The 25,692-nt window shown below is 66.6% G+C and carries 27 protein-coding genes; 14 read left to right on the top strand and 13 right to left on the bottom strand.

The window, feature by feature from the left end; translation table 11 throughout:
• The first annotated feature begins 15 nt into the window (after positions 1 to 15).
• The 3 genes from J2Y55_RS16880 (at position 16) to J2Y55_RS16870 (ending at position 3,320) form a co-directional block, all read left to right on the top strand.
• Positions 16 to 1,065, top strand: coding sequence for a YihY/virulence factor BrkB family protein (locus tag J2Y55_RS16880; protein ID WP_310155629.1), 1,050 nt, complete (start codon positions 16 to 18; stop codon positions 1,063 to 1,065).
• A 5-nt stretch (positions 1,066 to 1,070) separates the two neighbouring features.
• A complete protein-coding gene (locus J2Y55_RS16875; RefSeq protein WP_310155625.1) occupies positions 1,071 to 2,312 on the top strand; it encodes an NAD(P)/FAD-dependent oxidoreductase in 1,242 nt (413 codons plus the stop codon).
• 138 nt (positions 2,313 to 2,450) lie between these two features.
• On the top strand, positions 2,451 to 3,320 hold the full coding sequence (locus J2Y55_RS16870) for a VOC family protein (protein WP_310155622.1): 870 nt from the start codon (positions 2,451 to 2,453) through the stop codon (positions 3,318 to 3,320).
• Positions 3,321 to 3,437: 117 nt separating this feature from the next.
• On the opposite strand, the gene J2Y55_RS16865 is transcribed toward J2Y55_RS16870, so the two are convergent.
• The 6 genes from J2Y55_RS16865 to J2Y55_RS16840 form a co-directional block, all read right to left on the bottom strand.
• Positions 3,438 to 3,890, bottom strand: a complete 453-nt coding sequence (locus J2Y55_RS16865) for a GNAT family N-acetyltransferase (RefSeq protein WP_310155619.1) — start codon at positions 3,888 to 3,890, stop codon at positions 3,438 to 3,440.
• Positions 3,887 to 4,873, bottom strand: coding sequence for a cysteine synthase A (gene cysK / locus J2Y55_RS16860; RefSeq protein ID WP_310155616.1), 987 nt, complete (start codon positions 4,871 to 4,873; stop codon positions 3,887 to 3,889). Before cysK ends, J2Y55_RS16865 begins: the two co-directional genes overlap by 4 nt.
• 84 nt (positions 4,874 to 4,957) lie before the next feature.
• A complete protein-coding gene (locus tag J2Y55_RS16855) occupies positions 4,958 to 5,410 on the bottom strand; it encodes an RrF2 family transcriptional regulator (protein WP_310155613.1) in 453 nt (150 codons plus the stop codon).
• Positions 5,407 to 5,898 carry a dUTP diphosphatase gene (gene dut, locus J2Y55_RS16850; RefSeq protein ID WP_310155610.1) on the bottom strand — a complete coding sequence of 164 codons (492 nt, stop codon included), beginning with the start codon at positions 5,896 to 5,898 and terminating at the stop codon, positions 5,407 to 5,409. Before dut ends, J2Y55_RS16855 begins: the two co-directional genes overlap by 4 nt.
• Positions 5,899 to 5,900: 2 nt before the next feature.
• On the bottom strand, positions 5,901 to 7,181 hold the full coding sequence (locus J2Y55_RS16845) for a phosphopantothenoylcysteine decarboxylase domain-containing protein (protein ID WP_310155607.1): 1,281 nt from the start codon (positions 7,179 to 7,181) through the stop codon (positions 5,901 to 5,903).
• Positions 7,182 to 7,337: 156 nt separating this feature from the next.
• Positions 7,338 to 8,792 carry an AMP nucleosidase gene (locus J2Y55_RS16840; RefSeq protein ID WP_310155604.1) on the bottom strand — a complete coding sequence of 485 codons (1,455 nt, stop codon included), beginning with the start codon at positions 8,790 to 8,792 and terminating at the stop codon, positions 7,338 to 7,340.
• A gap of 168 nt (positions 8,793 to 8,960) precedes the next feature.
• Between J2Y55_RS16840 and J2Y55_RS16835 the strand changes: the two genes are divergently transcribed.
• From J2Y55_RS16835 to J2Y55_RS16820, 4 genes are all read left to right on the top strand, one after another.
• Positions 8,961 to 9,308 carry an ArsR/SmtB family transcription factor gene (locus tag J2Y55_RS16835; protein WP_310155600.1) on the top strand — a complete coding sequence of 116 codons (348 nt, stop codon included), beginning with the start codon at positions 8,961 to 8,963 and terminating at the stop codon, positions 9,306 to 9,308.
• Positions 9,309 to 9,403: 95 nt separating this feature from the next.
• Positions 9,404 to 9,949, top strand: a complete 546-nt coding sequence (locus tag J2Y55_RS16830) for an SRPBCC family protein (RefSeq protein WP_310155597.1) — start codon at positions 9,404 to 9,406, stop codon at positions 9,947 to 9,949.
• Between the two features lie 61 nt (positions 9,950 to 10,010).
• Positions 10,011 to 10,493, top strand: coding sequence for a DUF1579 domain-containing protein (locus J2Y55_RS16825; protein WP_310155594.1), 483 nt, complete (start codon positions 10,011 to 10,013; stop codon positions 10,491 to 10,493).
• Between the two features lie 38 nt (positions 10,494 to 10,531).
• Complete coding sequence (locus J2Y55_RS16820) at positions 10,532 to 10,963, top strand: VOC family protein (protein WP_310155590.1); 432 nt, start codon at positions 10,532 to 10,534, stop codon at positions 10,961 to 10,963.
• A gap of 151 nt (positions 10,964 to 11,114) precedes the next feature.
• On the opposite strand, the gene ubiB is transcribed toward J2Y55_RS16820, so the two are convergent.
• The gene (ubiB, locus tag J2Y55_RS16815) at positions 11,115 to 12,671 is read right to left on the bottom strand and encodes a 2-polyprenylphenol 6-hydroxylase (protein ID WP_310156287.1); all 1,557 of its coding nucleotides are present in this window, start codon (positions 12,669 to 12,671) and stop codon (positions 11,115 to 11,117) included.
• 133 nt (positions 12,672 to 12,804) lie between these two features.
• Positions 12,805 to 13,566, bottom strand: a complete 762-nt coding sequence (ubiE, locus tag J2Y55_RS16810) for a bifunctional demethylmenaquinone methyltransferase/2-methoxy-6-polyprenyl-1,4-benzoquinol methylase UbiE (protein ID WP_310155586.1) — start codon at positions 13,564 to 13,566, stop codon at positions 12,805 to 12,807.
• Positions 13,567 to 13,663: 97 nt separating this feature from the next.
• Here ubiE and mutM point away from each other — a divergent pair, with 97 nt between their 5' ends.
• A complete protein-coding gene (gene mutM, locus J2Y55_RS16805; protein ID WP_310155583.1) occupies positions 13,664 to 14,554 on the top strand; it encodes a bifunctional DNA-formamidopyrimidine glycosylase/DNA-(apurinic or apyrimidinic site) lyase in 891 nt (296 codons plus the stop codon).
• On the opposite strand, the gene J2Y55_RS16800 is transcribed toward mutM, so the two are convergent.
• Positions 14,555 to 14,980 carry a GFA family protein gene (locus tag J2Y55_RS16800; protein ID WP_310155580.1) on the bottom strand — a complete coding sequence of 142 codons (426 nt, stop codon included), beginning with the start codon at positions 14,978 to 14,980 and terminating at the stop codon, positions 14,555 to 14,557.
• Positions 14,981 to 15,156: 176 nt separating this feature from the next.
• Between J2Y55_RS16800 and J2Y55_RS16795 the strand changes: the two genes are divergently transcribed.
• Positions 15,157 to 15,930: an enoyl-CoA hydratase gene (locus tag J2Y55_RS16795; protein WP_310155577.1), complete on the top strand. Its 774-nt coding sequence runs from the start codon at positions 15,157 to 15,159 to the stop codon at positions 15,928 to 15,930.
• 239 nt (positions 15,931 to 16,169) lie between these two features.
• Here the strand turns inward: J2Y55_RS16795 and J2Y55_RS16790 are convergent, their stop codons facing one another.
• The 3 genes from J2Y55_RS16790 to J2Y55_RS16780 form a co-directional block, all read right to left on the bottom strand.
• A complete protein-coding gene (locus tag J2Y55_RS16790; protein WP_310155574.1) occupies positions 16,170 to 17,180 on the bottom strand; it encodes an Lnb N-terminal periplasmic domain-containing protein in 1,011 nt (336 codons plus the stop codon).
• Positions 17,181 to 17,217: 37 nt separating this feature from the next.
• Positions 17,218 to 18,846 (bottom strand): phosphoenolpyruvate carboxykinase, encoded by a 1,629-nt coding sequence (locus J2Y55_RS16785; protein WP_404978956.1) that lies wholly within the window; start codon positions 18,844 to 18,846, stop codon positions 17,218 to 17,220.
• Positions 18,847 to 19,044: 198 nt separating this feature from the next.
• A complete protein-coding gene (locus J2Y55_RS16780; protein WP_310156283.1) occupies positions 19,045 to 19,779 on the bottom strand; it encodes a HugZ family pyridoxamine 5'-phosphate oxidase in 735 nt (244 codons plus the stop codon).
• A 278-nt stretch (positions 19,780 to 20,057) separates the two neighbouring features.
• On the opposite strand from J2Y55_RS16780, the gene J2Y55_RS16775 reads away from it, so the two are divergent.
• From J2Y55_RS16775 to J2Y55_RS16755, 5 genes are all read left to right on the top strand, one after another.
• Positions 20,058 to 20,759: a response regulator transcription factor gene (locus J2Y55_RS16775; RefSeq protein WP_069689160.1), complete on the top strand. Its 702-nt coding sequence runs from the start codon at positions 20,058 to 20,060 to the stop codon at positions 20,757 to 20,759.
• Between the two features lie 204 nt (positions 20,760 to 20,963).
• Positions 20,964 to 22,763 carry a stimulus-sensing domain-containing protein gene (locus tag J2Y55_RS16770; protein WP_404978955.1) on the top strand — a complete coding sequence of 600 codons (1,800 nt, stop codon included), beginning with the start codon at positions 20,964 to 20,966 and terminating at the stop codon, positions 22,761 to 22,763.
• Between the two features lie 5 nt (positions 22,764 to 22,768).
• Positions 22,769 to 23,245: an HPr kinase/phosphorylase gene (locus tag J2Y55_RS16765; RefSeq protein ID WP_310155566.1), complete on the top strand. Its 477-nt coding sequence runs from the start codon at positions 22,769 to 22,771 to the stop codon at positions 23,243 to 23,245.
• Between the two features lie 110 nt (positions 23,246 to 23,355).
• Positions 23,356 to 23,757 carry a PTS sugar transporter subunit IIA gene (locus J2Y55_RS16760; protein ID WP_069689157.1) on the top strand — a complete coding sequence of 134 codons (402 nt, stop codon included), beginning with the start codon at positions 23,356 to 23,358 and terminating at the stop codon, positions 23,755 to 23,757.
• An 11-nt stretch (positions 23,758 to 23,768) separates the two neighbouring features.
• Positions 23,769 to 24,116, top strand: coding sequence for an HPr family phosphocarrier protein (locus J2Y55_RS16755; protein ID WP_310155560.1), 348 nt, complete (start codon positions 23,769 to 23,771; stop codon positions 24,114 to 24,116).
• Between the two features lie 7 nt (positions 24,117 to 24,123).
• On the opposite strand, the gene J2Y55_RS16750 is transcribed toward J2Y55_RS16755, so the two are convergent.
• Positions 24,124 to 25,473 carry a hydantoinase/carbamoylase family amidase gene (locus J2Y55_RS16750; RefSeq protein ID WP_310155557.1) on the bottom strand — a complete coding sequence of 450 codons (1,350 nt, stop codon included), beginning with the start codon at positions 25,471 to 25,473 and terminating at the stop codon, positions 24,124 to 24,126.
• Positions 25,474 to 25,692: the final 219 nt, after the last annotated feature.

The raw sequence follows: 25,692 nt of genomic DNA, 5'->3' as shown, positions 1-25,692 counted from the left end.
GGAGACGATCAGCCGATGGCCTTCCTGAAACGCATTGCCGGATTGGCCAGCGCGGCCGTGGCTCTGGGCTATGCCTATGGCGCAGCGTCGCGGCGCTTCGCACGCGCCTCGCGGGAGGCCGCGCGCGGGCGCACAGCCTCCTCGCCGCTGGAGATGACCTGGCTCGGCTGGAAGGACGTGCTGCTGCGCTTTTTCAGCAATGTCGCCGACAACCGCCTGGCCTCGCTGGCCGGAGCGGTCGCCTTCTACACCTTGCTGTCGCTGGTGCCGGCGCTCTCGCTGCTGGTGACGATCTACCGCTCCTTCACCGATCCCTCGACCATCGCCGAGCAGCTCGACGGCCTCACCGTCGTCTTCCCCCAGGCCGCCCGCGACCTGATCCATGAGCAGGCCATGCGGCTTGCCGGGCAGAGCGCCTCGGCCCTGTCGTTCACCGTCCTGATCAGCGTCCTCGTCGCCTTCTGGAGCGCGAACGCCGCCGTGAAGGCGATTTTCGATGCCCTCAACATCATCTATCGCGAGCGCGAGAAGCGCAGCTTCCTCAAACTCAACGCCCTGTCGCTGATGACGACGATCAGCGGCGTGGTGCTGCTGGCGGCGGCGCTGATCGTCATCGCCTCCGTGCCTGTCGTGACCGCGCTGTTCCCCTTCGCCTATGAGCTGGAACGGCTGTTGCGCCTGGTGCGCTGGCCGTTCTTCCTCATCGTCGCGATGCTCTCCATCGCCTGTCTCTACTGGATCGGCCCGAGCCGGCGCGCGGCGCGCTTCGCCTGGGTGATGCCCGGTGCGGTCGGCGCGGCCTTGCTCTGGGCCGCAGCGTCCTGGGCCTTTTCCTGGTATGTCGGAACGCTCGGCAACTACACTGCGACCTATGGGTCGCTTGCGACGGTCGTGGTGTTCATGACCTGGCTCTGGCTCTCGGCGGTGATCGTGCTCGCCGGGGCCGAGTTCAACGCCGAGCTCGAACACCAGACCGCCCACGACACCACCATGGGCAACCCAAAGCCGCTGGGCCAGCGCGGCGCGACCATGGCCGATTCGGTCGGCGAACCGACGGCGGATTGAGGCGGATGCTCGATCCCGACACCACCCGCCAGGACGATCTGCGCAGCGGTCGCGGCCCATGGCTCGCCGGCCCGGCGCGTCCAGCCAGCGAAGAGCTGGAGGCCGATATCCAGTGCGATGTCGCGATCGTCGGCGGCGGCATTACCGGCGCGATGGTGGCGGAGCATCTCACCGCCTTCGGCCACAGGGTCGTCGTGATCGACCGCGAGCGGGAGGGTTTCGGCAGCACGGCTGCCAGCACCGCCATGCTGCAATGGGAGATCGACCTGCCGCTGCGCCGGCTGGCGGAGCTTTACGGCTTCGACCGCGCCGCCGATGTCTATCGCCGCAGCTTCCGCGCCGTTATCGGCCTGGGCGAATTGGTCGCGCGGCTGGAACTCGGCTCGGCCTTCATCCCACGCGATACGGTCTATCTCGCGGCGGGCGAAGTCGGCCCCCGCGAGCTTCGGGACGAGCATATCCTGCGCGAGCGGGCCGGGCTTCCCGGCGCTCTGCTCGACCACGCGACGCTGCTCGGCGCCTTCGGCTTCGACCGGGCGGCCGCGCTCGTCTCGCCGGGCTCCGCCGAGGCCGATCCGCTCAGCCTGTGCCACGCCTTGCTGGCGCGAGCCACTGGGCGCGGCGCGCGCCTGATCCGGGACGAGGCGGTTGCCTTCGAGAGCAGCTCGCAAGCGGCCGCGGTCACGCTCGCTGGCGGCCGGACCATTGAGGCCGGCCATGTCGTGCTCGCGACGGGCTATGTGATGCCCGCTTGCGTGACGAGCGACCTGCACCGAACCGCCTCGAGTTGGGCGATCGCAACCCTGCCGCAGCCACCGGCGGCGCTCTGGCCCGGCCCAGCGCTCATCTGGGAGGCTTCGCAGGACTATATCTACTGCCGCACGACGACCGATGGTCGCATCGTGCTCGGCGGCGAGGATGAGAAGACCGAGGATCCCGAGCTGCGCGAGCGGCTGGGGCCACAGAAGACGAAAGCCTTGCTCGGCAAGCTCAAGGCTCTCCTGCCGCAGGCCGAAGCGACGCTTGGCCATGCCTGGTCAGGCGCCTTCGGGCAGACTTCGGACGGGTTGCCCTTGATCGGGCGGGTGCCCGGGCAGGCGCGCATGCTCGCCGCCTATGGCTATGGTGGCAACGGCATCACCTTCAGCTTCGTCGCCTCGCGCCTGCTCGCCTCGCTGATCGGCGGGGTGGAAGCGCCGTGGTTCCAGCATTTCGCGATCGACCGGCGCGACCCGACCAAGCCCTGAGCCCTATGTCCTGAACCCTGCCGCGATTGCGCGGCTGCAATCATGAGCTTGCCACCGCCAGGGGCGACAAGGCGGGCGAAGATCGCCATCTTCCGGGTCACGCGGCCAGTAAAGGCCGGCTCATTTTCGGAGGCTGCCATGCTCGCGGTCCAGGATTCCAGATTCCCCTCGCCCGTCCGGCTCGAAGCGCTGGATGCGCCCTTCCATATCGGCGCGGTGGCGCTGCATGTTCACGACCTGGCGAAGCTGACGGCGTTCTACCGCGACGCGATCGGCCTCGCCTTGATCCATCAGGAGCCCGGCCTCGCCACGCTCGGCGTCGACGGCGAGGTTCTGGTGCGGCTGGAGGAAGGGGCGGCGCGCCCGACCTCGCCGGCAGGGCTGTTCCACCTCGCCATCCTGCTGCCCTCGCGCGGCGCTCTGGCCGATTGGGTGGGCCATGCCGCCAATGCGGGCATCAAGCTCGAAGGCGCCTCCGACCATCTCGTCAGCGAGGCGCTCTATCTGTCGGATCCCGAGGGCAACGGCATCGAGATCTACCGCGACCGCCCGCGCGCCGACTGGCCGCGCCGCGACGGTGCGATCAAGATGGCGACCGAGCGGCTCGATCTGCAGGCGCTGCTGAACGAGGCCCAGGCTGGCCCCTATGCCGGCATGCCCAGCGGCACGCGCATGGGCCATATCCATCTGCGCGTCGGCGATACGGCTGAGGCCGAGGCCTTCTACGCCGGCAAGCTCGGCTTCGAGCTGATGGTGCGCTATCCCGGCGCGAGCTTCCTCTCCAGCGGCGGTTATCACCACCATATCGCCGGCAACATCTGGAACAGCCGTGGCGCCGGCGCACGCGGCGAGGGCGAAGCGGGGCTCGGTTTCTTCGAATTGGTGGCTCGCGAGGCCGGGGATTTCGAGGCGATGCGCCAGCACATCCTGGCTGCCGGCGGCAGCGAGGATGCCAAGGGACCCTCGATCGCCGATCCCTGGGGCAACAGGCTCGTGCTGCGCCGCTAACAGGCTGGGCGGGCTCTAGAGTATTTCCGCGTTTCTCTGAATCGCGGAAATACTCTACCTCCTTGTTTTACCGCATTTTCTTCACGCGAACCGGGGTCCACTTCGCTCGAAAATGCTCTAACGCTCCAGCAGATGTGTGCGCGTTGCGCCGCTGAGATCGCGCCGGAAACCTTCCGCATCCCAGAAGGCCGCGGCGCGGTCGTCGGCCGCGCGCAGGGAGAGTCGCGCCGCCACGGCAAAACCCTGCTGGATCAGGGCCGCGGCGATGGCGCGCCCGACGCCATGGCGGCGCCAAGCGGGCCGCACATAGACATGGCGCAGCCGGGCGAGATCCGGTTCCGGATCGTAAGGGTCGGGCGTGAGGCCGCCCAGCCCCGCCAATTCACCCTCCGCAAAGGCTGCGAAGAGCACAGGCAGGTCGCCATCGCCGGCATAGTCGCCGCGCGCAATCTCATCGGTCAGCCGGTCGAGGAAGGCGTAATCCTCCCCGGCCGCCTCTTGCCGCAAGGCCTCGAAACCGTCCGGCAGCGCAGCGCCGACGCGGACGATCTGAATCGAGGCCGGCGTCACAGGCCCTCGAACAAGGCGCTCGAAATATAACGCTCGGCGAAGGACGGGATGATCACGACGATGGTCTTGCCGGCGTTCTCCGGCCGCGCACCGACTTCGAGCGCCGCAGCCACCGCTGCCCCCGACGAGATGCCGGCGGGAATGCCCTCGCTCTTGGCAAGCGCGCGCGCCGTCTCGAAGGAGGTCTGATTGCCGACGGTGACGACCTCGTCGATCACCGAGCGGTCAAGGATGCCCGGCACGAAGCCGGCGCCGATGCCCTGGATCTTGTGCGGGCCGGGCGCGCCGCCCGACAGCACCGGCGAATCCTCGGGCTCGACCGCGATGATCTTCACGCCGGGTTTGCGCGCCTTGAGCACCTGGCCGACGCCGGTGATGGTGCCGCCCGTGCCGACGCCGGAGATGAAGATGTCGACCTTGCCGTCAGTGTCGTTCCAGATCTCCTCGGCGGTCGTCTTGCGATGGATTTCCGGATTATGCGGGTTCTCGAATTGCTGCGGGATGATCGAGCCCGGAATTTCCGCCTTGAGCTCCTCGGCCCGGGCGACAGCGCCGCGCATGCCACCGGGGCCGGGCGTCAGCACGAGCTCGGCGCCGAGCAGCGCCAGCATCTTGCGGCGCTCCAGCGACATCGTCTCCGGCATCACCAGGATCAGGCGATAGCCGCGCGCGGCGGCGACAAAGGCGAGCGCGATGCCGGTATTGCCCGAGGTCGGCTCGATCAGCGTGCCGCCCGGCTTCAACGCACCGGAGGCTTCCAGCGCATCGACCATGTTGACGCCGATGCGGTCCTTGACGCTGGAGATCGGGTTGAAGAATTCGAGCTTGGCCAGGATCGTCGCCTTGACGCCGCGCTCGGCCGGCAAGCGGTTGAGCTTGACCAAGGGGGTGTCGCCGATGGTGTCGGTGATCGACTCATAGACCCGGCCGCGGCCTGGAGCCTTGCTCGGAGCGGGGTGGAGCGTGCGCACTGCCTCGGTCATGGGATCCTCCTGGGAATGATCGTGATTGATGGCGACGCTAATTCAATTCACAGTCCATGTCGATGATAGACAATATATACAAATTCAGATTGTGAAATCAGTGGTCGCGCTGGCCCCGTCAAAGGCAGCTTCTCGCTCCGCCTGCTGGCACAGCTCCTCGACAGTGACTCCATCCAGTGTCGAGAGAAAGGCCTGCGAGGCTCGTTCCACCTGCGGGCCGACCACGAGGTCGATCAGGCGCGATTGCGGCAAGGGCCCGAGTCCGTCCTCGCCAGCCTCCTGCATCGCCGCGCGTGCGATCTCGCCGGCCGTGATCCGACGGCGCTCGCGCGCCAGCTCATAGCCGCCGCGCGGGCCGCGCACGCCCTTCAGGATGCCGACCCGGACCAGCGCCTGCAGCAGCGTCTCGAGATGGCGCGGCGGCAGATCATGCCGCGCCGCCAGCATTTTGGCCGCGACCGGCGAGGGCCGCGCATGCAAGGCGATATCGACGACCGCCGCGATGGCGAGCAGGCTGCGGCGCGAGAGCAGGTTCACGCGACAGCTCCCTTGCCGGTGTCCGATTTGGGCGTGTCCGAGACGCCGGTCGAGCCGAAGCCGCCGCCGCCGCGCGCGGTTTCGTCCAGAACCGTCGTCTCGACGAGTTGGGCCTGCGTGACCGGCGCGATCACCAATTGCGCGATGCGGTCGCCACGACGGATCGTGAAAGGCTCCTGGCCCAGATTGATCAGGATGGCCGTGACCTCACCGCGAAAATCGCTGTCGACCGTGCCCGGCGAATTCAGCACCGTGATGCCGTTCCGGAAGGCTAAGCCCGAGCGCGGCCGCACCTGCGCCTCGAAGCCGGCCGGCAATTGCAGGGCAAGGCCGGTGGGAACCGCGATGCGCTCGCCGGGAGCCATGACGAGCATGCCCCCCTCTTCCAGTGCAGCGCGCAGATCGAGCCCGGCGGCGCCCGCGCTTTCATAGACTGGCAACGGCAGCTCGGCGCCATGCCCGACGCGGCGTACGGGGATCGTGACCATGCCTAGGCTCCCGCCTTCGAGATGCCCGTCAGCCCGGCGAGATGCGCGATCAGGCGGCTCGCGACCTCCTCCTTCGCGAGGGTCGGCCAGGTCTCGACGCCGTCGCGGGTGACGAGATGGACGGTGTTGGAATCGCCGCCCATCACGCCGGTGCCGCCGACATCATTGGCGACGATCAGGTCGCAGCCCTTCTTGGCGAGCTTGGCGCGGGCATAGTCGATGACGTTTTCGGTCTCCGCCGCGAAGCCGACGACGAGCGCCGGCCGGCCGGTCTTGCGGTGAGCGACGGTCGCCAGGATGTCGGGGTTCTCGACCAGCGCCAGGGCCGGCGTCCCACTGGTGCCCTTCTTCATCTTCTCCGGCGCTGCGTCCGCGACGCGCCAATCGGCGACGGCTGCCGCGAAGACCGCGATGTCGGCGGGTAGCGCCGCCTCCGTCGCCGCCAGCATCTCGCGGGCGGATTCGACATGGATCGTAGTGACGCCGTCGGGGTCGGGCAGGCCGACGGGGCCGGAAATCAGCGTCACGCTGGCGCCAGCGGCCGCGGCCGCGGCCGCGATCGCGTGACCCTGCTTGCCCGAAGAGCGGTTGGCGATGTAGCGCACCGGGTCGATCGGCTCATGCGTCGGGCCCGAGGTGACGAGCACATGCTTCCCGGCGAGCGGCTTCTGCGCGATGGCCGTGCCTCCCGGCGTGCGCCCGAGGAAGCCGATCGCACGCGGTTGTGCCGCCATGTCGCCGCCCAAAGCGCGCTCGATCGCGGCCAGGATCTCGAGCGGTTCGGCCATGCGGCCCGGCCCGTTCTCGCCGCGCTCGGCCATGGCGCCGGAATTGGGCCCGACGACGAGCACGCCATCCTTTTCGAGCTGCGCCATGTTGCGCCGCGTCGCCGGATGCTCCCACATCCTGGGATTCATCGCGGGCGCGATCAGGATGCGCTTGTCGGTGGCGAGCAGCGCGGTCGAGGCCAGGTCATTGGCGAGCCCCGTCGCCATCTTGGCGATGAGATCGGCGGTCGCGGGCGCGACGACGATCAGGTCGGTCGAGCGCGACAGCGCGATATGGCCGATATCGGCCTCGTCGGTCAGCGAGAACAGATCGCTGAAGCAGCGCTCGCCGGCCAGCGACGAGACGGAGAGCGGCGTGACGAACTCCTCACCCGCCTTGGTCAGGATGCAGCGCGAGGCGATGCCGTGATCCTTCAAGCGCCGGATCAGCTCCAGGCATTTATAGGCGGCGATGCCGCCGCCGATGATCAGGAGAACGGAGCGGGATGCGGACAAGGGCGGAGGTTCCTGAGCCGGGATGCCCTTCACCTAGCATCCAGTGGGCGGGGCTGTCATGGGGCGGGGCGCCTTGGCGTCATGCTCGGGCGCAGACCCAAGCATCTCTTGCCAGAGGTTCTCAGGGCTACGCCCGAGAACGACGGCTGGTCTCCCTCACCGAAACGGCGGCTCGTCGAAGCTCCTGAGCTTGCGCGAGTGGATGGTCGAGCCCGCTTCCTTGAGCTTCTCCAGCGCCGCGAGCCCGATCTTGAGATGCTCGCCGACGGCGCGCTCATAGAAGGCGTTCGCCGCGCCGGGCAATTTGATCTCGCCATGCAGAGGCTTGTCGGAGACGCAGAGCAAGGTGCCGTAGGGCACGCGCAGGCGGTAGCCTTGCGCGGCGATCGTGCCCGATTCCATGTCGACCGCGATGGCGCGAGAGAGGTTGATGCGGCGGCGCTCCTTGGTCCAACGCAGTTCCCAGTTGCGGTCGTCCTGCGTCACGACGGTGCCGGTGCGCAGGCGGTTCTTCAAGCGGTCGCCGCGCTCGCCCGTGACTTCGGCCGCCGCCTGCTGCAAGGCGACCTGGACTTCGGCCAGGGCCGGGATCGGGATGTCGGGCGGCACCAGCTCGTCAAGGATGCCGTCCTGCCTGAGATAGGCATGGGCCAGGACATAGTCGCCGATGATCTGCGTCTGGCGCAGGCCGCCGCAATGGCCGACCATCAGCCAGCAATTGGGCCTGAGCACCGCGAGATGGTCGGTGATGTTCTTGGCATTGGAGGGGCCGACGCCGATATTGACCAGCGTCACGCCGTCGCCCTTGCTGCGGATCAAATGATAGGCCGGCATCTGGAAGCGATGCCAGGGCGCCGACATCACCCGCTCGGCCGCCGAAACATCGATGCCGTCGCGCTCGATCCGGACACCGCCCGGCGTCACCAGGGTCTCGGCCGTGCCGGCTTCGATCTCGGCCAGCGCCAGCCGCACGAACTGGTCGACATAGCGGTGGTAGTTGGTCAGCAGCACCCAGGGCTGCACGGCGCGCCAATCGGTGCCGGTGTAGTGCACCAGCCGCCGCAGCGAGTAGTCGACCCGCACCGCATCGAACAGCGAGAGCGGCCGCGGCTCGCCCTCGACGATGTCGAAGGTGCCGTCGGCGATCTCGTCGCCGACCAGCGAGAGCAGCGGCGTCGGGAAATGCCGCGCGAGCTCGGCGGCGGTGACCTTGCCACGCCCGAGCTCATCGCCGCCTTCGAGCGCATAGGGGTAGGGGATCTCCTGATGGCTCACGCCGGTCTCGATCGTCGCGCCATATTCCCCGACGAGCGGCTGCAATTGGTCGAGCAGATAGGTGCGGAATTCGGCCGGCTGCGTCACCGTGGTCGAATAGATGCCGGGCGCTGCGAATTTGGCAAAACCGCGCCGCGTCGCGGCGGGCAGCTTCGAGGGCTCGTAGGTGACGCGCAGCAGCGGGTAGCGATAGCGCGCGCGCTCGTCTGGCGTCGGCGCCTCGCCCGTATCGAAGAAACGCTGCAGGTCGCCGCGCAACGCCGCCTTCGCGTCCGCATAGAGCAGCTCCAGCCGGTCGACGGCGGCGTCTGGCGTGGCGGCGGTCTCGAATGTCATGGAGCGAACGTACCTCTCGTTCGATCGAGCTTCTAGCTGCGCCGCTGCCCTGCTGACAACAGGGGCGTGTCCAATGCAGGCCGGCCAGGATCTGGCGCTGCCCGCTTGACAGCGAGGCAGCACGGCATTACTGAACCATCAAGTTAATTAACTCATCGGTTTAATTCAATGTCGAGCGACCCGCTCAGCCTCACCCTGTCCGCCCTTGCCGACCCGACGCGGCGCGCCATCCTGGCGCGGCTGTCGCTGGGCGAGACCTCGGTGACGGAGCTGGCCGAGCCCTTCGCGATGAGCCTGCCGGCCGTCTCCAAGCATCTCAAGGTACTGGAACGGGTCGGGCTGATCACACGCGGCCGCGAAGCGCAATGGCGGCCCTGCCGGCTCGATCCCGGCCCGTTGCGCGAGGTTTCGGAATGGCTGGAACACTACAGCCGTTTTTGGGACCAGAGCCTGGGACGATTGGAAGAGGTGCTGCGCGAGATACAGGCAGCGCCGGCAAAGGACGTTCAACCGTAACGCGGTTTCGAACGAAGCGTGCATCGGCTCGCGTGAAGAAAACACGTTGAAGCAAAGCGCAGGAGCCGCGTGGCGGCGTCAAACGAGGAAAACCTATGCTCAAGACCGTTCTGCTCAGCCTGCTGGCGATCCTCGCCACCGGCATCGTCGTGGTGCTGATCCTCGCCGCGATGAAGCCCGACACCTTCCAGGTCCAGCGCGCCATCGCCATCAATGCGCCGCCCGAGCGCATCTACCCGCTGATCGCGGATTTCAGGGCCTGGGGCGCCTGGTCGCCCTGGGAGAAGAAGGATCCCAACCTGAAGCGCAGCTTCAGCGGGGCCGAGACCGGCAAGGGGGCGATCTATGCCTGGGCCGGCGACAAGAATGTCGGCGAAGGCAGCATGGAAATCGTCACGGCCGAGCCGTCGAGCAAGGTCGGGCTCAAGCTCGACTTCATCAAGCCCTTCGAGGCCCATAACGCCGCCGTATTCGCGCTGCAGCCGCAAGGTCCTGCAACGAATGTGACCTGGACGATGACGGGGCCGACCCCGTTCTTCGCCAAGATCATCCATGTCTTCTTCAACATGGACCGGATGGTCGGCGGCGATTTCGAGGCCGGCCTCGCCAGCCTCAAGGCGCAGGCCGAGCGCCCCGCCTGACCGCAAATCGAGAAAACCCAAGCCAAAAACCCAAGCCAAAAAACTGGAGAGGAGGCACCCTATGAAAGCAGAACCCCAGAAAGAGCATGAGTGGCTCGCGGAGCTCGTCGGCGAGTGGAGCTCGGAAATGGATTGCTCCATGGGCCCCGACCAGCCACGCCAGAAGTTCAAGGGCAAGGAAAGCGTGCGATCGCTGGGCGGGCTCTGGACGCTCGGCGAAGGCCAGGGCGAGATGCCCGACGGCAGCACCGGGAGGACATTGATGACGCTCGGCTTCGACCCGGCCAAGGGCCGCTTCGTCGGCAGCTTCATCGGTTCGATGATGACGCATCAATGGCTCTATGACGGAGCCCTCGACGAAACCGGAACGGCCCTGTTGCTGGACAGCGAGGGGCCCAGCATGAGCGGTGACGGCTCGCTCTCGGCCTATCGCGACATCATGACCATCGTCAGCCCCGATCACCGCATCCTGACCTCGTCCGTGCCCGATGGAAACGGCGGCTGGACCGAGTTCATGACCGCCCATTACCGCCGGACCGGGTGAGCCCGGCCTTATCCCCTCACGATGCGAGGACAGGTCTCATGAAGATCGCCCCCTATCTCTTCTTCCCCGGCAATTGCGAGGAAGCCTTCACCGCCTATGAAAAGATCCTCAGTGGCAAGATCATCGCCATGATGAGCCACAAAGGCACGCCGGCCGAGGGCCAGGTCGCCCCCGACTGGGTTCCCAAGATCATGCATGCCTGCCTCCAGCTCGACGGCGGGCAGATGCTGATGGCGTCAGACGCTCCGCCTGATCGCAGCGAGGGACCGATGCAGAGCGTCTCGGTTTGCGTCAGCGTCAAGGAGATCGCCGAAGCCGAGCGCATCTTCGCAGCGCTGTCCGAGGGCGCGCGCATCAAGATGCCGCTGGAGGAGACCTTCTGGGCGCCGCGCTTCGGCATGCTGCAGGATCGTTTCGGCACGCATTGGATGATCAGCGCCGAGCCGGCGCAGGCCTGTGTGTCGGCCTAAGCGATCTGCTCCGCCTCTCCGTCATGGTCGGCCTTGTGCCGGCCATCCACGTCTGGTGACCTCGATGAAGCCAAGACGCTCGATGAAGACAAGTCGTGGGCGCTCGGGACAAGCCCGAGCATGACGGCGACGGCTGGGCCTGCGGTAGGCCCTACCCCAGCACCGCATAGGCGATCAGGGCCGCGATCAACCAGAGCGCCCAATTGCCCCAGCGGTTGCGCTGGGCTTCGGCCCGGCCGATCGCCTCGATGCTGCGCTCATCCAGCGTGAAGCCGTGCCGCGAGGCGTTTTCGAGCTGGCCGAGCACGCGCTCGGCCCGGCCGACCGTCTCGGGCAGGCTGGCGAGGCTGAAGGCGAGCGAGCGCGCCCCGCGCCCGACATCCTCGATCTTGCCCAGCGGCCCGAGATTGCGAGTAATCCAGTCGCGCACCACGGGCTCGGCCGTCGTCCACATGTCGAGATGCGGATCGAGCGTGCGCGCCACCCCTTCGACCACCACCATGGTCTTCTGCAGCATCACGAGTTCGGTGCGCGTCACCATGTCGAACAGGCCGGTGATCTCGAAGAGCAGGGTCAGGACCTTCGCCATCGAGATCTGGTCGGCGCTCTTGTCGTGGATCGGCTCGCCGACCGCACGGATCGCCTGGGCGAAATCCGCGACGGCGTGGTGGCCCGGCACATAGCCGGCCTCGAAATGCACTTCCGCCACGCGGGTATAGTCGCGGGTGATGAAGCCGAGCAGGATCTCGGCAAGGAAGCGCCGTTCCTTCAGTCCAAGCCGGCCCATGATGCCGCCATCCACGGCGACCAGCCGCCCTGCCGAGTCGACGAACAGATTCCCCGGATGCATGTCGGCATGGAAGAAGCCGTCGCGGATCGCATGCTTCAGGAAGGACTGGATGACGGTGCGGCTGAGCACCTGGAGATCATGTCCGGCGGCCCGCAACCCTTCGATGTCGGAGAGCCGGATGCCGTCGATCCATTCATCGACCAGCATTTCGCGCGCGGTGAGCTGCCAATCCGGCGTCGGCACGCGGAAATCGGCATCGTCCTTGGTGTTCTCGGCAAATTCGGAGAGGGCGGCGGCCTCCAGCCTGAGATCCATCTCCATCGTCACCGAGCGCGCCAACGTCTCGACCACGCCCGACATGCGCAGGCGGCGCGCCTCGGCGGAGCGGCGTTCGGCCATCTCCGCGCCGAAGCGCATCGCGGCGAGGTCGCGGTGGAAACGGTCGCGGATGCCGGGCCGCAGCACCTTGACCGCGACCTCCGAGCCATCCTTCAGCCGGGCGCGATGCACCTGCGCGATCGAGGCGGCGGCGACGGGCGGCCCGAATTCGGCGAAGATCGCCTCGACCGGCTGGCCATGGGCGGCCTCGATCGCGGCGCGCGCCTGTTCCATCGGGAACGGGGCCATCCGATCCTGCAGGGCCGAGAGATCCTCGGCGATCTTCATGCCGACGACATCGGGCCGTGTCGCCAGGAACTGGCCAAATTTGACATAGGACGGTCCAAGCCGCGTCAGCGCCGCTGCGAGCCGCGTCGCCGAGGAGCCGGCGCCCTTGCGTTCGATCAAGCGCCCGAGCCGGATCGCCGCGCGCGCCAAAGGCGGCAGGACCGAGGGATCGACGAGGGCCAGCGCGCCTTCGCGGGCCAGCACGAAGCCGACCCGCGCGGAACGGGCGAGATGGGCGATGGCGGTGATCATGCGCGCGCGAACCTCGACGTCGGGCTCGGGCTTGTCCCGAGCACCCACGTCTTCCCTTCAGCCGCGTCGCAAGAATCCGCGTCGCAAGACGTGGATGGCCGGCACAAGGCCGACCATGACGGGAGCTGCATCCTCACAGCTTCCAGCCGGAATGCAGCGCCACGACCCCGCCGGTCATCGGCGTGAACTTCGCCCGCCGGAAGCCGGCATCCTCGATCATGCCGGCGAAGGCCTGGGGTTTGGGGAATTTGCGGATCGATTCGACGAGATACTGGTAGGGCTCGGCCTCGCCCGTCACCATCCGCCCCATCGGCGGGATGACATTGAAGGAATAGGCCTCGTAGACCTTGTCGAGCAGCGGCACGTCGACATGGCTGAATTCGAGGCAGAGGAACCGCCCGCCGCGCTTGAGCACGCGAAAAGCCTCGGACAGCGCCTTGTCGATGCGCGGCACGTTCCGGATGCCGAAGGCGATCGTATAGGCGTCGAAATGGTTGTCGGGCAGGCCGAGCGCCTCGGCATTGCCCTGGACGAAGCGGATGCGATCGTCATCGGGAAAACGCTTCTGCGCCCGGTCGCGGCCAACGCTCAGCATCTCAGCATTGATGTCGAGCACGGTGACATCGGTCTGCGGCCCGCCGGCCGCGAGCACCTGGAAGGCGACGTCGCCGGTGCCGCCGGCCACGTCGAGATGGTGGAAAGGCCGGTCCTTCGCTGGCTTCAGCGTCGTGATCAGCGCATCCTTCCAGAGCCGGTGCAGGCCCGCCGACATCAGATCGTTCATCAGATCGTAGCGGCTGGCGACCTTGTGGAAGACGTCGTCGACCTTGGCCTGCTTCTCGACGAGCGGCACGGTCTCAAAGCCGAAATGAGTGGTGTCGGAGGCTGCTGTCACGGCGCGGGCTGCTCTTGTGTTCTGGTGAGGCGATGAATAGCGAAACGAGCGGGGCTTGTCGCGGCCCGTCTCGACGCAGGCTTGAGAGTGGACTGGAATGCCCGAACTTCCCGAGGTCGAAACCGTTCGTCGTGGGCTGGAGCCCGCCATGCTGGGGCAGGTTTTCGCGCGCGTCGAGCAGAACCGGCCCGATCTGCGTTTCCCCCTGCCCGATCGCTTCGTCGCACGCCTGACCGGCCGCAAGGTCGAGGCCCTGTCGCGGCGCGCCAAATATCTGATCGTCGATCTCGATGACGGCCAGGCGCTGATCATGCATCTGGGCATGAGCGGGCGCTTCGTGGTGGAGGCGCCTGGCACGCCGCCGACCGAGCCCGGCGCCTATTACAACGAGATCGGCCGGCACCTGCAGCACGACCATGTCGTCTTCCATCTCGGCTCCGGCGCGCGTGTCACCTATAATGATGTCCGCCGCTTCGGCTTCATGGATCTCGTGCCGCGCGCCGATCTCGCCGCCTCCAGACATTTCGCCGGCATGGGCATCGAGCCGCTGGGGAACGAACTCTCCGGCGAGACGCTGGCGAAGCTTTTCGCGGGGAAATTCGCGCCGCTGAAGGCGGCCCTGCTCGACCAGCGCCTCGTCGCGGGGCTGGGCAACATCTATGTCTGCGAGGCGCTGTTCCGTGCCGGGCTCCACCCCGAAGCCGAGGCCGGTTCGATCGCGACCGCAACGGGCCGTCCGCGCCCGGTGGCGCATGCGCTGGCCCAGATCATCCGCGAGGTGCTGGAAGAGGCGATCATCTCCGGCGGCTCGACTTTGCGCGACTTCGCCCATGCCGATGGCTCGCTCGGCTATTTCCAGCATCGGTTTCGGGTCTATGACCGCGAGGGCGAGGTCTGCGTGACGCCGGGTTGCGGTTCCATGGTCAGGCGGCTGGTGCAGTCGGGCCGCTCGACCTTCTATTGCGAAAGCTGCCAGCCACCGCGCTGATCAGCGGGCGGCAACCGGAGGCGGCTGGTTCGGACAGGACGGCACATCGGTGTCGGTCAGGCCCCAGGACGGTGCAGACGCGGTCCAGATGAAACCCTCTGGCTTGCCGAGCTCGCGGTCGTCGAGCGCACCGGCGCGCACCACGACCATCTCCGGTCGCGATGACGAGGCGCTGAACAATGGCGTGCCGCAATGCGGGCAGAAGCTGCGGCGCATCGTGTTGCCGCCGTCGGAGAGGCTGACATAGTCGCGGACCTCGCCCTCCAGTTCGCGGCTCGCGAGCGGGAAGATCAGGTTGATCGAGGCGTTGCCGGCCGAGAGATACTGGCAGTCGCGGCACCAGCAGGCTCGCTTGGCCACCGGCGGCTGATTGAAGCGGAAGCGTATGGAGCCGCAGAAGCAGCGGCCGGTAACGGGCTCGGTCATGGGGCGCCCTCCTCCTGCAAGACGGGACAAGTGCAAGATGGAACGAGTGAAGGTGATCGGGCCCGCGACGGCAAGGCCTGGTCACGGGAGCGCCCATCTCGGCGTGCGCTCCCTCGCATGGACCGCGCTCCTCCCGCCCGCTAAACGTGGCCCAACGAAGCATCCGGGAGGCCGCCATGGCTTATGAGACCATTCTCGTCGAGGTGAAGGGCAAGGTCGGCGTCGTCACGCTGAACCGGCCGCAGGCGCTGAACGCGCTGAACGGCCAGCTTATCGATGAGGTCAACGCGGCCATCGACGGCTTCGAGAAGGACGGCAATATCGGCTGCATCGTCTTGACCGGCTCGGAGAAGGCCTTTGCCGCCGGCGCCGACATCAAGGAGATGCAGGGCCGGACCTTCCCCGGGACCTATCTCGACGACAAATTCGCGGATTGGGACCGCATCGGCCAGCGCCACAAGCCGATCATCGCGGCGGTTGCGGGCTTTGCGCTCGGCGGTGGCTGCGAGCTCGCCATGATGTGCGACTTCATCATCGCCGCCGACAACGCCAAATTCGGCCAGCCCGAGATCAATCTCGGGGTCATTCCCGGAGCCGGCGGCACGCAGCGCCTGACCAGGGCGATCGGCAAGTCGAAAGCCATGGATCTCATCCTGACCGGGCGGATGATGGACGTGAACGAGGCCGAGCGCGCCGGCCTCGTCGCCCGCATCGTGCCGTTGGCCGATCTCATGGCCGAGACGATGAAGGCGGCCGACAGTATCGCTGCCAAGTCGCTTCCTTCGGTGGTGATGGCGAAGGAGGCCGTCAACCGCGCCTTCGAGGCCACGCTGAGCGAAGGCCTGCGCTTCGAGCGCCGGGTGTTCTCCTCGCTCTTCGCGACGCAGGACCAGAAGGAGGGCATGGCGGCCTTCATCGAGAAGCGGAAGCCCGACTTCCAGAACAGGTGAGACCTCTTTCCGTCGTTCTCAGGCGCAGCCCTCGGGTCCGATCTCCGATCGTCCCAAGGGCAAACTCCGCGCAAACCGTGGGAAACTCCGGCAAGAGATGCTCGGGTCACACCCGAGCATGACGGCGCGCCTCTCGAGTATTTCCGCGTTTCTCCGAAGCGCGGAAATACTCTATCTCTTTGTTTATCGCATTTTCTTCACGCGAACCGGTGTCCACTTCGCTCGAAAATGCTCCAGGCCTATGGCCGCCCGGCCGGCACGCCTTCGCGGATCTTTTTCGAAAACTCCGGATCGTCGAGCGACAGGGTCCGCGCCCGCTCGCTGATCCGCCCCTGCCGAACCAGTTCGTCGAGCGGAATGTCGGTCCTGACCGCGCCGATGCGCTGCAGATAACCCGGCAGATAACCCGAGAGCAGCACGCGGGGATCGAGCGGCAGCGAAAAAGTCCAGCCCGGCGCGACAGAGCCGACGAGATGGTAGACCACCGTCGTGCAGTTCGTGGTCAGCGTATTGTACCAGCGCGGACTCGAAGCCAGCCGGTTGACGTCGGCGACATAGGCCAGGAGCACGTCGCGAGCCTGGCTCGGCGTGGCGGCCAGCCGGAACAGGCGGACATCCTCCTTGCGGGCATGGCTGCGCAGGCCGACGATGTCGCGCTCATCGGCGGCGACATAGGCCATCTCATAGGTGCGGAAGAAGCCGGCGAGCGAGGACCACTCCTCGCCCTTCTCGCGCCTGACCTCGATCGAGAAGGTCAGCGGCACCGAATCCTTGAAGGTGAAGCTGACCAGGAGATGGGCGATCGCCTCGCCCGACCAATAGGACAGGAACAGGTCCGCGCCCTCGATCCTGGTGAGATCGTAGCTGCGCGTCTCCCAGCGCTGGTCGTAATCGGCTTCCGTGCGCCAGCGGAAATCGCGCAGGTTGCCGACGGTGATCGTCTCACCCTCGCGCGTGATCTGCGGCAGCTTGGCGAGTTCGGGAATCCAGTCCCGGTCGTGCGACGGCGCCAAGCCGTTCCACCAGCCGAGCAGGCCGAGGAACAGCACCGCGAAGGAGAGGGTCAGGCGCGCCGCGCCGGTCCAGATCCCGATCGCACCAGCAAGACCGGCAAGGCCGAAGCCGATGGCGGCCAGCGTCGCGAGCGTACCGCTCAGGCGAAACAGCAGGAGGCCCGAGCCCCATGCCGTCGCACTGAGGACGATCAGTGTGGTCAGGAGTTGGGCAGTGACAAGAAGAAGGCGGCTCATCGCCGCCTTCCCATATCACAGATGAAGCCGGAGGCGCTCACGCCGCCAAGGAATTCACCGGCGCCGCGGCCTTGACCGCATCGTCGACATGGCCCTCGAAGCGCTTGAAGTTCTCGCGGAACATCCCGACCAGCCGCTTGGCCGTCTCGGCGAATTCGGCCTTATCCTGCCAGGTCTTGACCGGATAGAGGATGTGCGGCTCGACGCCGGGCACCGAGGTCGGCACCGCGAAGCCGAAATAGGGGTCGCGGCGGAAATCGGCGCGGTTGAGCGAGCCGTCCAGCGCCGAGGTCAGCAGGCGGCGGGTGACGCGGATCGGCATGCGCCGGCCGACGCCGTATTTACCGCCGGTCCAGCCGGTGTTGACCAGCCAGCAATCGACATGGTGCTTGGCAATGAAATCACGCAGCAGATTGGCGTATTCCGAGGGGTGGCGCGGCAGGAAGGGCGAGCCGAAGCAGGTCGAGAATTCCGGCTCGACGCCGGTGAGGCCGCGCTCGGTGCCGGCGACCTTGGCGGTGTAGCCGGAGAGGAAGTGGTACATCGCCTCCGCCGGCGTCAGCTTGGCGATCGGCGGCATCACGCCGAAGGCGTCCGCCGTCAGCATAACGATGTTCTTCGGCACGCCGGCGCGGCCGGTGCGTGAGGCGTTGGGGATGAAGTCGAGCGGATAGGCCGAGCGGGTGTTCTCGGTCTTGCTCTGATCGTCGAAATCGACGACGCGGGTGAAGGGGTCGAGCACGACATTTTCCAGCACCGTGCCGAAACGCTGGGACGCGGCGAAGATCTGCGGCTCGGCCTCGGCCGAGAGCTTGATCGTCTTGGCGTAGCAGCCGCCCTCGAAATTGAAGATGCCGTTCTTCGACCAGCCATGCTCGTCATCGCCGATCAGCGTGCGGTCGGGATCGGCCGAAAGCGTGGTCTTGCCGGTGCCGGACAGGCCGAAGAAGATCGCCGAATCGTCCTTGGAGCCGACATTGGCCGAGCAATGCATCGGCACGACGCCCTTGGCCGGCAGCGTGTAGTTCAGATAGGTGAAGACCGACTTCTTCATCTCGCCGGCATAGGCCGAGCCGCCGATCAGCACGATCTTGCGGGTGAAATCGATCGCGATCACGGTCTCGCTGCGGCAACCATGGCGCTTGGGATCGGCCTTGAAGCTCGGCAGATCGACGATGGTCAGCTCCGGCACGTAGCCGGCGAGCTCCTCGAGCTCGGGGCGGATCAAGAGGTTGCGGATGAACAGCGAATGCCAGGCGAATTCGGTGAAGACGCGCGCCTTGACGCGGTGCACCGGGTCGGCGCCGCCATAGAGATCCTGCGCGAAGAGCTCCTTGCCCTCGGCATGCTTGAGGAAATCGGCCAGCAGCGCCTCGAAATGCTCCGGCGACATCGCGCCGTTGTTCTCCCACCAGACCGTGCCTTCGGTCGTGGCGTCGCGCACGACGAACTTGTCCTTGGGCGAGCGCCCGGTATGCGTGCCGGTGTCGGCGCAGAGCGCGCCACCTGCGGCCAGCCCGGCTTCGCCGCGTTTCAGGGCCTGCTCGTAGAGCTGCGGCGCCTGCAGGTTCCAGGACAGGGATTTCAGCTTGCGGAAGCCGAATATCTCGGCGCCGTGAGCTGCGTTGAACTGACCAATGGTTTCCACTGGATACTCCCGAGGCATGCCATTCAAGGCAAAAGCGCTGTTTTAAAGATACGCGATTCAGAGATCGTCGCGCAGTTGCGCAGACGAGGCAGGCTTTAAAATTTTAGTGGCAGGCTCTTTAGGCCCATGATGACGCCGGCTCAACCCGTCGAAAAGGCCCTCAACCGAAGAAAATCCTTTAAAACGTTTAAAATGACCCGAAATGGTAAACCCCGTTCAGGTCTCGGAACGAGCCTTTGCAGCAAGCTCCGCCAACATCGTCCGCAAGCTCGCCGGACCATCCACGGAAGCGGGAAATCCGAGCCGCAGCACGGCATCGCCGAGCGCGAGATCGAGCCCGTCCGGATCGAGCCCGGTCGCCCGCCAAGCCCCGTCGCGCGCTCCGAGCAGCACCCGCGCATAGAGCTTGAGCGCCTCGGCATGGTCGGCATTCATATGCGCGACCGCGCCCTCCTCGATCTCGGCCAGGGCCTGCGCCCGGGTCGATTCGCTCAGGATATCCGCCGGCCCCAATTCATAGGCCTTGCCGAAGCCGCCATTCAGGCTCGCAGCCTCGATACCGAGCGCAAAGAACGAGAAATCGCCGAAATCGGCATAAAGTGCGGCCTTGGGCTGGCGCGCCAGGAAGCGGCGGCGGATGCGCAGGCCCTCCTCCGTCTCCCGCGCGATGCGCCGCGCCCTGAGCTTGAGCGTGATGCGGGCATGGGCCAGCGGATCGCCCTTGCCGCCCGGCGCGATCAGGAGCGAGGCGCGCGGATCGGCGATCAGGTTGCCGGTATGGGCTGAGAGCGCCGAGACCAGGATCAATGGCGTGCCGTCGCTGTCGGTGGCAAGGCTCGTCAATGTCGCGGCAGGGTGGCCGTCCTGACCCAAGGTCGCGAGTGAGCCGAAGCGCGCGCTACGCAAGAGATTTCGTGCCAATCCACGCGCCGTCTCATCGGTCGGCCTGATTGGATTGGTCGTTCGGGCAGGGTTCTCGCTCGGTTTGACCGGCTCGTTATTCGACCTGACCGGGTCTTGATCCGACCTGACGGGGTTTTCATTCCGCCTGACGGGGTCTTGATCCAGCCTGACGGGGTCTTGCACCACGGAACCTCTTCGCCTTTCCCGCCTTATTCTGATGACGGTAGCGGAACTGTCACGCCATCGCTAGATTGCAGCCACGGTTTGGCCGCTCTCTCGCGAGAGTGGACCCATTTATTGCAACGCGGCCAAGAGACGTAAAACTTATGCCAACAATTGCGCTGGTCGATGACGACCGCAACATCCTGACTTCGGTGTCCATCGCGCTCGAAGCCGAGGGCTACCGGATCATGACCTATACCGACGGCGCCTCGGCGCTCGATGGGCTGAAGCAGAACCCACCGGACCTGGCGATCTTCGACATCAAGATGCCGCGCATGGACGGGATGGAGCTGCTGCGCCGGTTGCGCCAGAAATCCGACCTGCCGGTGATCTTCCTGACCTCGAAGGACGAGGAGATCGACGAGCTCTTCGGGCTGAAGATGGGCGCGGACGACTTCATCCGCAAACCCTTCTCGCAGCGGCTCCTGGTCGAGCGCGTCAAGGCGATCCTGCGCCGCGCCGGCGCCAAGGATGTCGGCGCCCCGGCCCGCCCGGAGGACGCCAAGGCGCTGGAGCGCGGCCTGCTGCGCATGGACCCGGAGCGCCACACCTGCACCTGGAAGAACGAGCCGGTGACGCTGACCGTGACCGAGTTCCTGATCCTGCAATCGCTGGCGCAGCGCCCGGGCGTGGTGAAGAGCCGCAACGCGCTGATGGACGCAGCCTATGACGACGAGGTCTATGTCGACGACCGCACCATCGACAGCCACATCAAGCGCCTGCGCAAGAAGTTCAATCAGGTCGATGTCGATTTCGACATGATCGAGACCTTGTACGGCGTCGGTTATCGATTCAAGGAAAGCTGAGCATCGGGGGACGCGGTTTTCAGCCCTCATCCCGGAGAACCGCGAAGCGGCGTCTCGACCGATGCGCCACTTCGCAGCGGCAGCGCATACTGAACCGTTCCTCGCGGCGCGATTCCCCCGAAACGCTCCCGAAGATGGTGGCCTTGGACTAGAGGCTGTTATGGACTGTAGGCTGCTCAGGAAAATACAGGGCGCTTGAGGCCTATGGCGACGGTCGATGACGAACGCAGGATTGTAATCCGCACGCAGCGCTTCGCGCCCATGCTGCGCAAGCGTCTGGCCGTGTTCGGCCGGCGCAGCCTGCGCGCCATCTCCTCCCGCGCCGCCTCCAGCCTGACGCGGCGTATCGTCGTCCTCAACCTGGCAGGGCTCGTCGCGCTGCTGCTCGGCTTCCTCTATCTCAACCAGTTCCGCGAGGGGCTGATCGAATCGCGGGTGCAGAGCCTGCTGACGCAAGGCGAGATCATCGCCGGTGCGATCTCGGCCTCGGCGACGGTCGAGACCGACACCATCACCATCGACCCCGACAAGCTGCTCCAGTTGCAGGCGGGCGAGAGCGCCGGCATCCCGGAGGACCCGCTCGATTTCTCGATCAACCCCGAAAAGGTCGCGCCGCTGCTGCGCCGGCTGGTGACACCGACCAAGACGCGGGCGCGGGTCTACGACAAGGACGGGCTGCTGACGCTGGATTCGCGCAATCTCTATTCGCGCGGCGACGTGCTCCGGCTCGATCTGCCGCGCGTCGGCGAGCCCGACGAGACACCCTTGCTCGAGCGCACCTGGAACATGCTGCGCAACCGGCTCGGCCGGGCCGACGTTCCCACCTATGACGATTTCGAGAACGCCAACGGCAAGTCCTATCCCGAGGTGGCGCGCGCGCTGAACGGCACCCCGGCCAGCGTCGTGCGCGTCAACACGCGCGGGCAGACCATCGTCTCCGTCGCCGTGCCGGTACAGCGCTTCCGTGCGCTGAAGGGCGTGCTGCTGCTCTCGACGCAGGGCGGCGACATCGACGCCATCATCGCCTCCGAGCGCTACGCGATCCTCCAGGTCTTCACGGTGGCCGCCGGCGTGATGATCGTGCTCTCGGTGCTGCTCGCCGGCACCATCGCGGAGCCGATCCGCAAGCTCGCCGAGGCGGCGCAGCGCGTGCGCAAGGGCGTCAAATCGCGCGAGCAGATTCCCGATTTCGCCGGCCGGCATGACGAGATCGGCCATCTCTCGGGGTCGCTGCGGGAGATGACCAAGGCGCTCTACAGCCGGATCGAGGCGATCGAGAGTTTTGCCGCCGATGTCGCTCATGAGCTGAAGAATCCGCTGACCTCGCTGCGCAGCGCCGTCGAGACGCTGCCGCGCGCCAAATCCAACGAGTCGCGCGGCCGGCTGCTCGCGGTGATCCAGCATGATGTGCGCCGGCTCGACCGCCTGATCTCGGATATTTCCGACGCCTCGCGGCTCGACGCCGAACTCGCCCGCAACGACGCCGCCCCGGTCGATATCGGGCAGGTCCTCGATGCGGTCGTCTCGGTGCAGAACGAGACCCGCCATGAGGCGCGCGCCGGCATCGAGCTCAAGACCGAGCGGCGCGGCCAGCGGCCGGGCGGGCGCGACGGCTTCCTGGTGATGGGCCATGATTCACGGCTGGGCCAGGTTCTGGTCAACCTGATCGACAATGCCCGCTCCTTCTCGCCGGCCGACAAGCCGGTGCGCGTCACGCTGTCGCGCGAAGGGGCCGACGTGCTGATCACCGTCGAGGATGACGGCCCAGGCATCGAGCCACATGCGCTGGAACGCGTCTTCGAGCGCTTCTACACCGACCGGCCCAATGAGGGTTTCGGCCAGAACTCCGGCCTGGGCCTTTCGATCTCGCGCCAGATCGTCGAGGCTCATCGCGGCTCGATCCGGGCCGAGAACCGCCTCGGCCCGGCTGATGGCGACGGCGAGCAGCCGCGCATCGGCGCCCGCTTCATCGTCCGGCTGCCGGCCGTGCCGCTGGCGGCCTGAAGCAGATGAGTGTGACGAGCGAGCAATCCAGCGGCAGCCCTGCCAGCCGCATCCATGCCAGCACCATCGCGATCGGCGAGGCCGGCATTCTCATCCGCGGCCCGTCCGGTTCTGGCAAATCGACGCTGGCGCTGGCGCTGATTGCGACTGCCACGCAAGCAGGGTCCTTCGCCAGGCTGGTGGCCGATGATCGCACCGAGATCGCCGGCCATGCCGGCCGCCTGCTCGCCCGCCCGGTCGCGCCGCTGGAAGGGCTCGTCGAGCGGCGCGGGCTCGGCCTGACGCCAGAGCCCCATCTGCCGGCGGTCCAGGTCCGGCTGATCGTCGATCTGCTCGCGGAGGAACCGGCGCGGATGCCTGAACCGGAAGATCTGATCGACCGTTTGGCGGGCATCGACCTGCCGCGCCTCAGGCTGGCGGGCCGTTCCGGCGATGAAAGGCTGGTCCTGGCAGCCTTAAAACTGTTTCTGGATCAGCCTTAAGTCGGGATTTCGACAAGTTTTAAGCGCGCCGGCTTGCGCATATCTCGCACCTGCCGCATAAACCGCGACCTTGTCCGGGCGCCACGCGCGCTCTCCAGGCGCCATAGTGAATGATCGGACTCGTCCTCGTGACGCATGGGCATTTGGCGACGGAATTCCGCGCCGCGCTCGAACACGTCGTCGGCCCCCAGAAAAACCTCGCCACCATCGCCATCGCCCCCGATGACGACATGGAGGGTCGACGCCGCGATATCATCGCAGCCGTCGAGGAGGTCGAAACCGGCCGGGGCGTCATCGTGCTGACCGACATGTTCGGCGGCACGCCCTCGAATCTCGCCATCTCGGTGATGGAGCCCGGCCGCATCGACGTCGTCGCCGGCGTCAACCTGCCGATGCTGATCAAGCTCGCCAGCGTGCGCGAGGAAAAGAGCCTCGACGAGGCCGTGACCAGCGCGCAGGATGCCGGACGGAAATACATCACCGTCGCCAGCCGCGTTCTGGCCGGCAAATAGGCGCTGACCAGATGAAGACGAGCAGCCAGGTGGACGAGCGGCAAGACGACGAGGATTGCGACTGCCCCGAGCCCGTGATCCCGGCCGGCGCGCTCTATTGCGAATTGCCGATCGTCAACAAGAAGGGGCTGCACGCCCGCGCCACGGCGAAATTCGTGCAATGCGCCTCGAATTTCGACGCCGACATCACCGTGACCCGCTGCGGCGAGACGGTCGGTGCGACCTCGATCATGGGCATCCTGACGCTGGGAGCCGGCATCGGCTCGACCATCACCGTGGTGGCGAAGGGGCGCGAGGCGGAACAGGCGCTGAAGGCGCTGGAAGCGCTGGTGGCCGACAAGTTCGGCGAGGGCGAGTAGCTCGCCATCAACCGAGCGGGCATGCCTGGGCCGATCCAGGCATCGTCATCGCGCACAGGACATTCGCCAGCACGCGCGTCGCCTGCATGAAATCGGCGATCGCCATGGCCTCGGCCGGATTGTGGCTGCCCTTGTCGTTGCGCACGAAGAGCATCGCGGCGGGAATGCCGGCATCGGCGAAATCCTGGGCGTCATGCCCGCCGCCGCTCGCCATCGTCAGGAACGGGATCGACAATCCGCTCGCGCTGGCCTGAAGCGCCGCGACCAGCCCGGCATCCATCAAGGCGGGCGTCGACCGGTCGAACGGGTCGAGCCCGAAGGAGACGCCGCGCCGGGCCGCGATGTCACGGGCGCTCGCGCGCAGAAAAGCTTCCATGCCATCGAGCACCGCCACGTCCTGGCTGCGGATGTCGATAGCGAAATCGACCTGGCCGGGCACCTTGGTGATCGAGTGCAATTCCGCCTCGGTCGAGAATTTCCCGACCGTGACCACGAGATCCTCCCCCGCCGCGCGGCGGCGGCTCCATTCGCCGTCCAGCGCCATCACCAGATCGGCCGTCGCGAAGACGGCGTCCTGGCGGTACTCATGCGGAACCGCCCCGGAATGCGAGTAGGCACCGAGCGCCCTGGCCGTGCGGGCGCGATAGGCGCCGCGGATGCCGGTGACGATGCCGACGGGAAGCGCGCGGTTCTCCAGAATCGGCCCCTGCTCGATATGCAGTTCGATATAGCCCGCGATATCGGTCGGGTTCAGGATCGGTGGTCCGGCCTGGATGCGGGCCGCATCGAAACCGGCCTCGTTGATCATCGTGCGCAGCGAACGGCCGGTTGTGACATGGGTCGCGCTGTCGAGTTCGCCCTCCCAGAGCAGGCCAAGCGCGGCGCGGCTGCCGAAATGGCCGCCATGGCGCCCGACGAACCAGGCGCTGCTCTCCTCCGCCCTGAACGCCATCAGAACGATGTCGCAATCCGGTTGGAGCCTGGCGTCGATCATCGCCGCGATCGCGACCAATCCGGCGATGACCCCGGCCGCTCCGTCGAAATTGCCGCCCTGGCGCACCGAGTCCAGATGCGAACCGGTGATCCAGGCCGGACGCTCCGGATGCCTGCCGGCGAAGCGCGCCGACAGATTGCCCGCCGCATCGACCGAGATCGCTAGGCCCAGCCCGCGCGCCAGATCGGCGATCAGATCATGGGCTGCCTGTTCGCCCGCCATGTAGGAGGTTCGGGTCACGCCCGGCCCGTCCAAGCTCCGGGCGCGCAGGGCATCAAGGATCGAGACGGTGAAGGCCTCGCGGGCGATGACGGCGGCGTCGAGCAAGGGGCAGGGCTGAAAGGCTGCGGCGTCGATGGACAAGGCCTGTCTCCGAAGTGGCGTCGCAAGCGGCGCGCAAAATCTGCTGTCTCCTCCTAGAGCGTTTCCGCGTTTCTTCCGAATCGCTGAAACGCTCTAGCTCCTTGTTATATCGCATTTTCTTTGCGCGAACCGGTGTCCACTTCGCTCGAAAATGCTCTGGCCCGGCAAAGCGCCGGCCAACAGGATCGACCTTGCGCTGCCGACTCTCGCCCTCGAACG

Origin of the sequence: Allobosea sp. BE125, from assembly GCF_031456075.1 — a bacterium.
Taxonomy (GTDB): Bacteria; Pseudomonadota; Alphaproteobacteria; order Rhizobiales; family Beijerinckiaceae; genus Allobosea.
The sequence above is the reverse complement of the archived record's forward strand: the minus strand, read 5'-3'. Positions and strand labels throughout refer to the sequence as shown.

Excerpts from the sequence above, each read along its gene's own strand:
- J2Y55_RS16880 (WP_310155629.1), top strand. The coding sequence starts at position 16 with ATGGCCTTCCTGAAACGCATTGCCGGATTGGCCAGCGCGGCCGTGGCT.
- J2Y55_RS16875 (WP_310155625.1), top strand. The coding sequence starts at position 1,071 with ATGCTCGATCCCGACACCACCCGCCAGGACGATCTGCGCAGCGGTCGC.
- J2Y55_RS16870 (WP_310155622.1), top strand. The coding sequence starts at position 2,451 with ATGCTCGCGGTCCAGGATTCCAGATTCCCCTCGCCCGTCCGGCTCGAA.
- cysK (WP_310155616.1), bottom strand. The coding sequence starts at position 4,873 with ATGACCGAGGCAGTGCGCACGCTCCACCCCGCTCCGAGCAAGGCTCCA.
- dut (WP_310155610.1), bottom strand. The coding sequence starts at position 5,898 with ATGGTCACGATCCCCGTACGCCGCGTCGGGCATGGCGCCGAGCTGCCG.
- J2Y55_RS16840 (WP_310155604.1), bottom strand. The coding sequence starts at position 8,792 with ATGACATTCGAGACCGCCGCCACGCCAGACGCCGCCGTCGACCGGCTG.
- J2Y55_RS16835 (WP_310155600.1), top strand. The coding sequence starts at position 8,961 with ATGTCGAGCGACCCGCTCAGCCTCACCCTGTCCGCCCTTGCCGACCCG.
- J2Y55_RS16830 (WP_310155597.1), top strand. The coding sequence starts at position 9,404 with ATGCTCAAGACCGTTCTGCTCAGCCTGCTGGCGATCCTCGCCACCGGC.
- J2Y55_RS16825 (WP_310155594.1), top strand. The coding sequence starts at position 10,011 with ATGAAAGCAGAACCCCAGAAAGAGCATGAGTGGCTCGCGGAGCTCGTC.
- J2Y55_RS16820 (WP_310155590.1), top strand. The coding sequence starts at position 10,532 with ATGAAGATCGCCCCCTATCTCTTCTTCCCCGGCAATTGCGAGGAAGCC.
- ubiB (WP_310156287.1), bottom strand. The coding sequence starts at position 12,671 with ATGATCACCGCCATCGCCCATCTCGCCCGTTCCGCGCGGGTCGGCTTC.
- mutM (WP_310155583.1), top strand. The coding sequence starts at position 13,664 with ATGCCCGAACTTCCCGAGGTCGAAACCGTTCGTCGTGGGCTGGAGCCC.
- J2Y55_RS16800 (WP_310155580.1), bottom strand. The coding sequence starts at position 14,980 with ATGACCGAGCCCGTTACCGGCCGCTGCTTCTGCGGCTCCATACGCTTC.
- J2Y55_RS16795 (WP_310155577.1), top strand. The coding sequence starts at position 15,157 with ATGGCTTATGAGACCATTCTCGTCGAGGTGAAGGGCAAGGTCGGCGTC.
- J2Y55_RS16790 (WP_310155574.1), bottom strand. The coding sequence starts at position 17,180 with ATGAGCCGCCTTCTTCTTGTCACTGCCCAACTCCTGACCACACTGATC.
- J2Y55_RS16785 (WP_404978956.1), bottom strand. The coding sequence starts at position 18,846 with ATGCCTCGGGAGTATCCAGTGGAAACCATTGGTCAGTTCAACGCAGCT.
- J2Y55_RS16775 (WP_069689160.1), top strand. The coding sequence starts at position 20,058 with ATGCCAACAATTGCGCTGGTCGATGACGACCGCAACATCCTGACTTCG.
- J2Y55_RS16770 (WP_404978955.1), top strand. The coding sequence starts at position 20,964 with ATGGCGACGGTCGATGACGAACGCAGGATTGTAATCCGCACGCAGCGC.
- J2Y55_RS16765 (WP_310155566.1), top strand. The coding sequence starts at position 22,769 with ATGAGTGTGACGAGCGAGCAATCCAGCGGCAGCCCTGCCAGCCGCATC.
- J2Y55_RS16760 (WP_069689157.1), top strand. The coding sequence starts at position 23,356 with ATGATCGGACTCGTCCTCGTGACGCATGGGCATTTGGCGACGGAATTC.
- J2Y55_RS16755 (WP_310155560.1), top strand. The coding sequence starts at position 23,769 with ATGAAGACGAGCAGCCAGGTGGACGAGCGGCAAGACGACGAGGATTGC.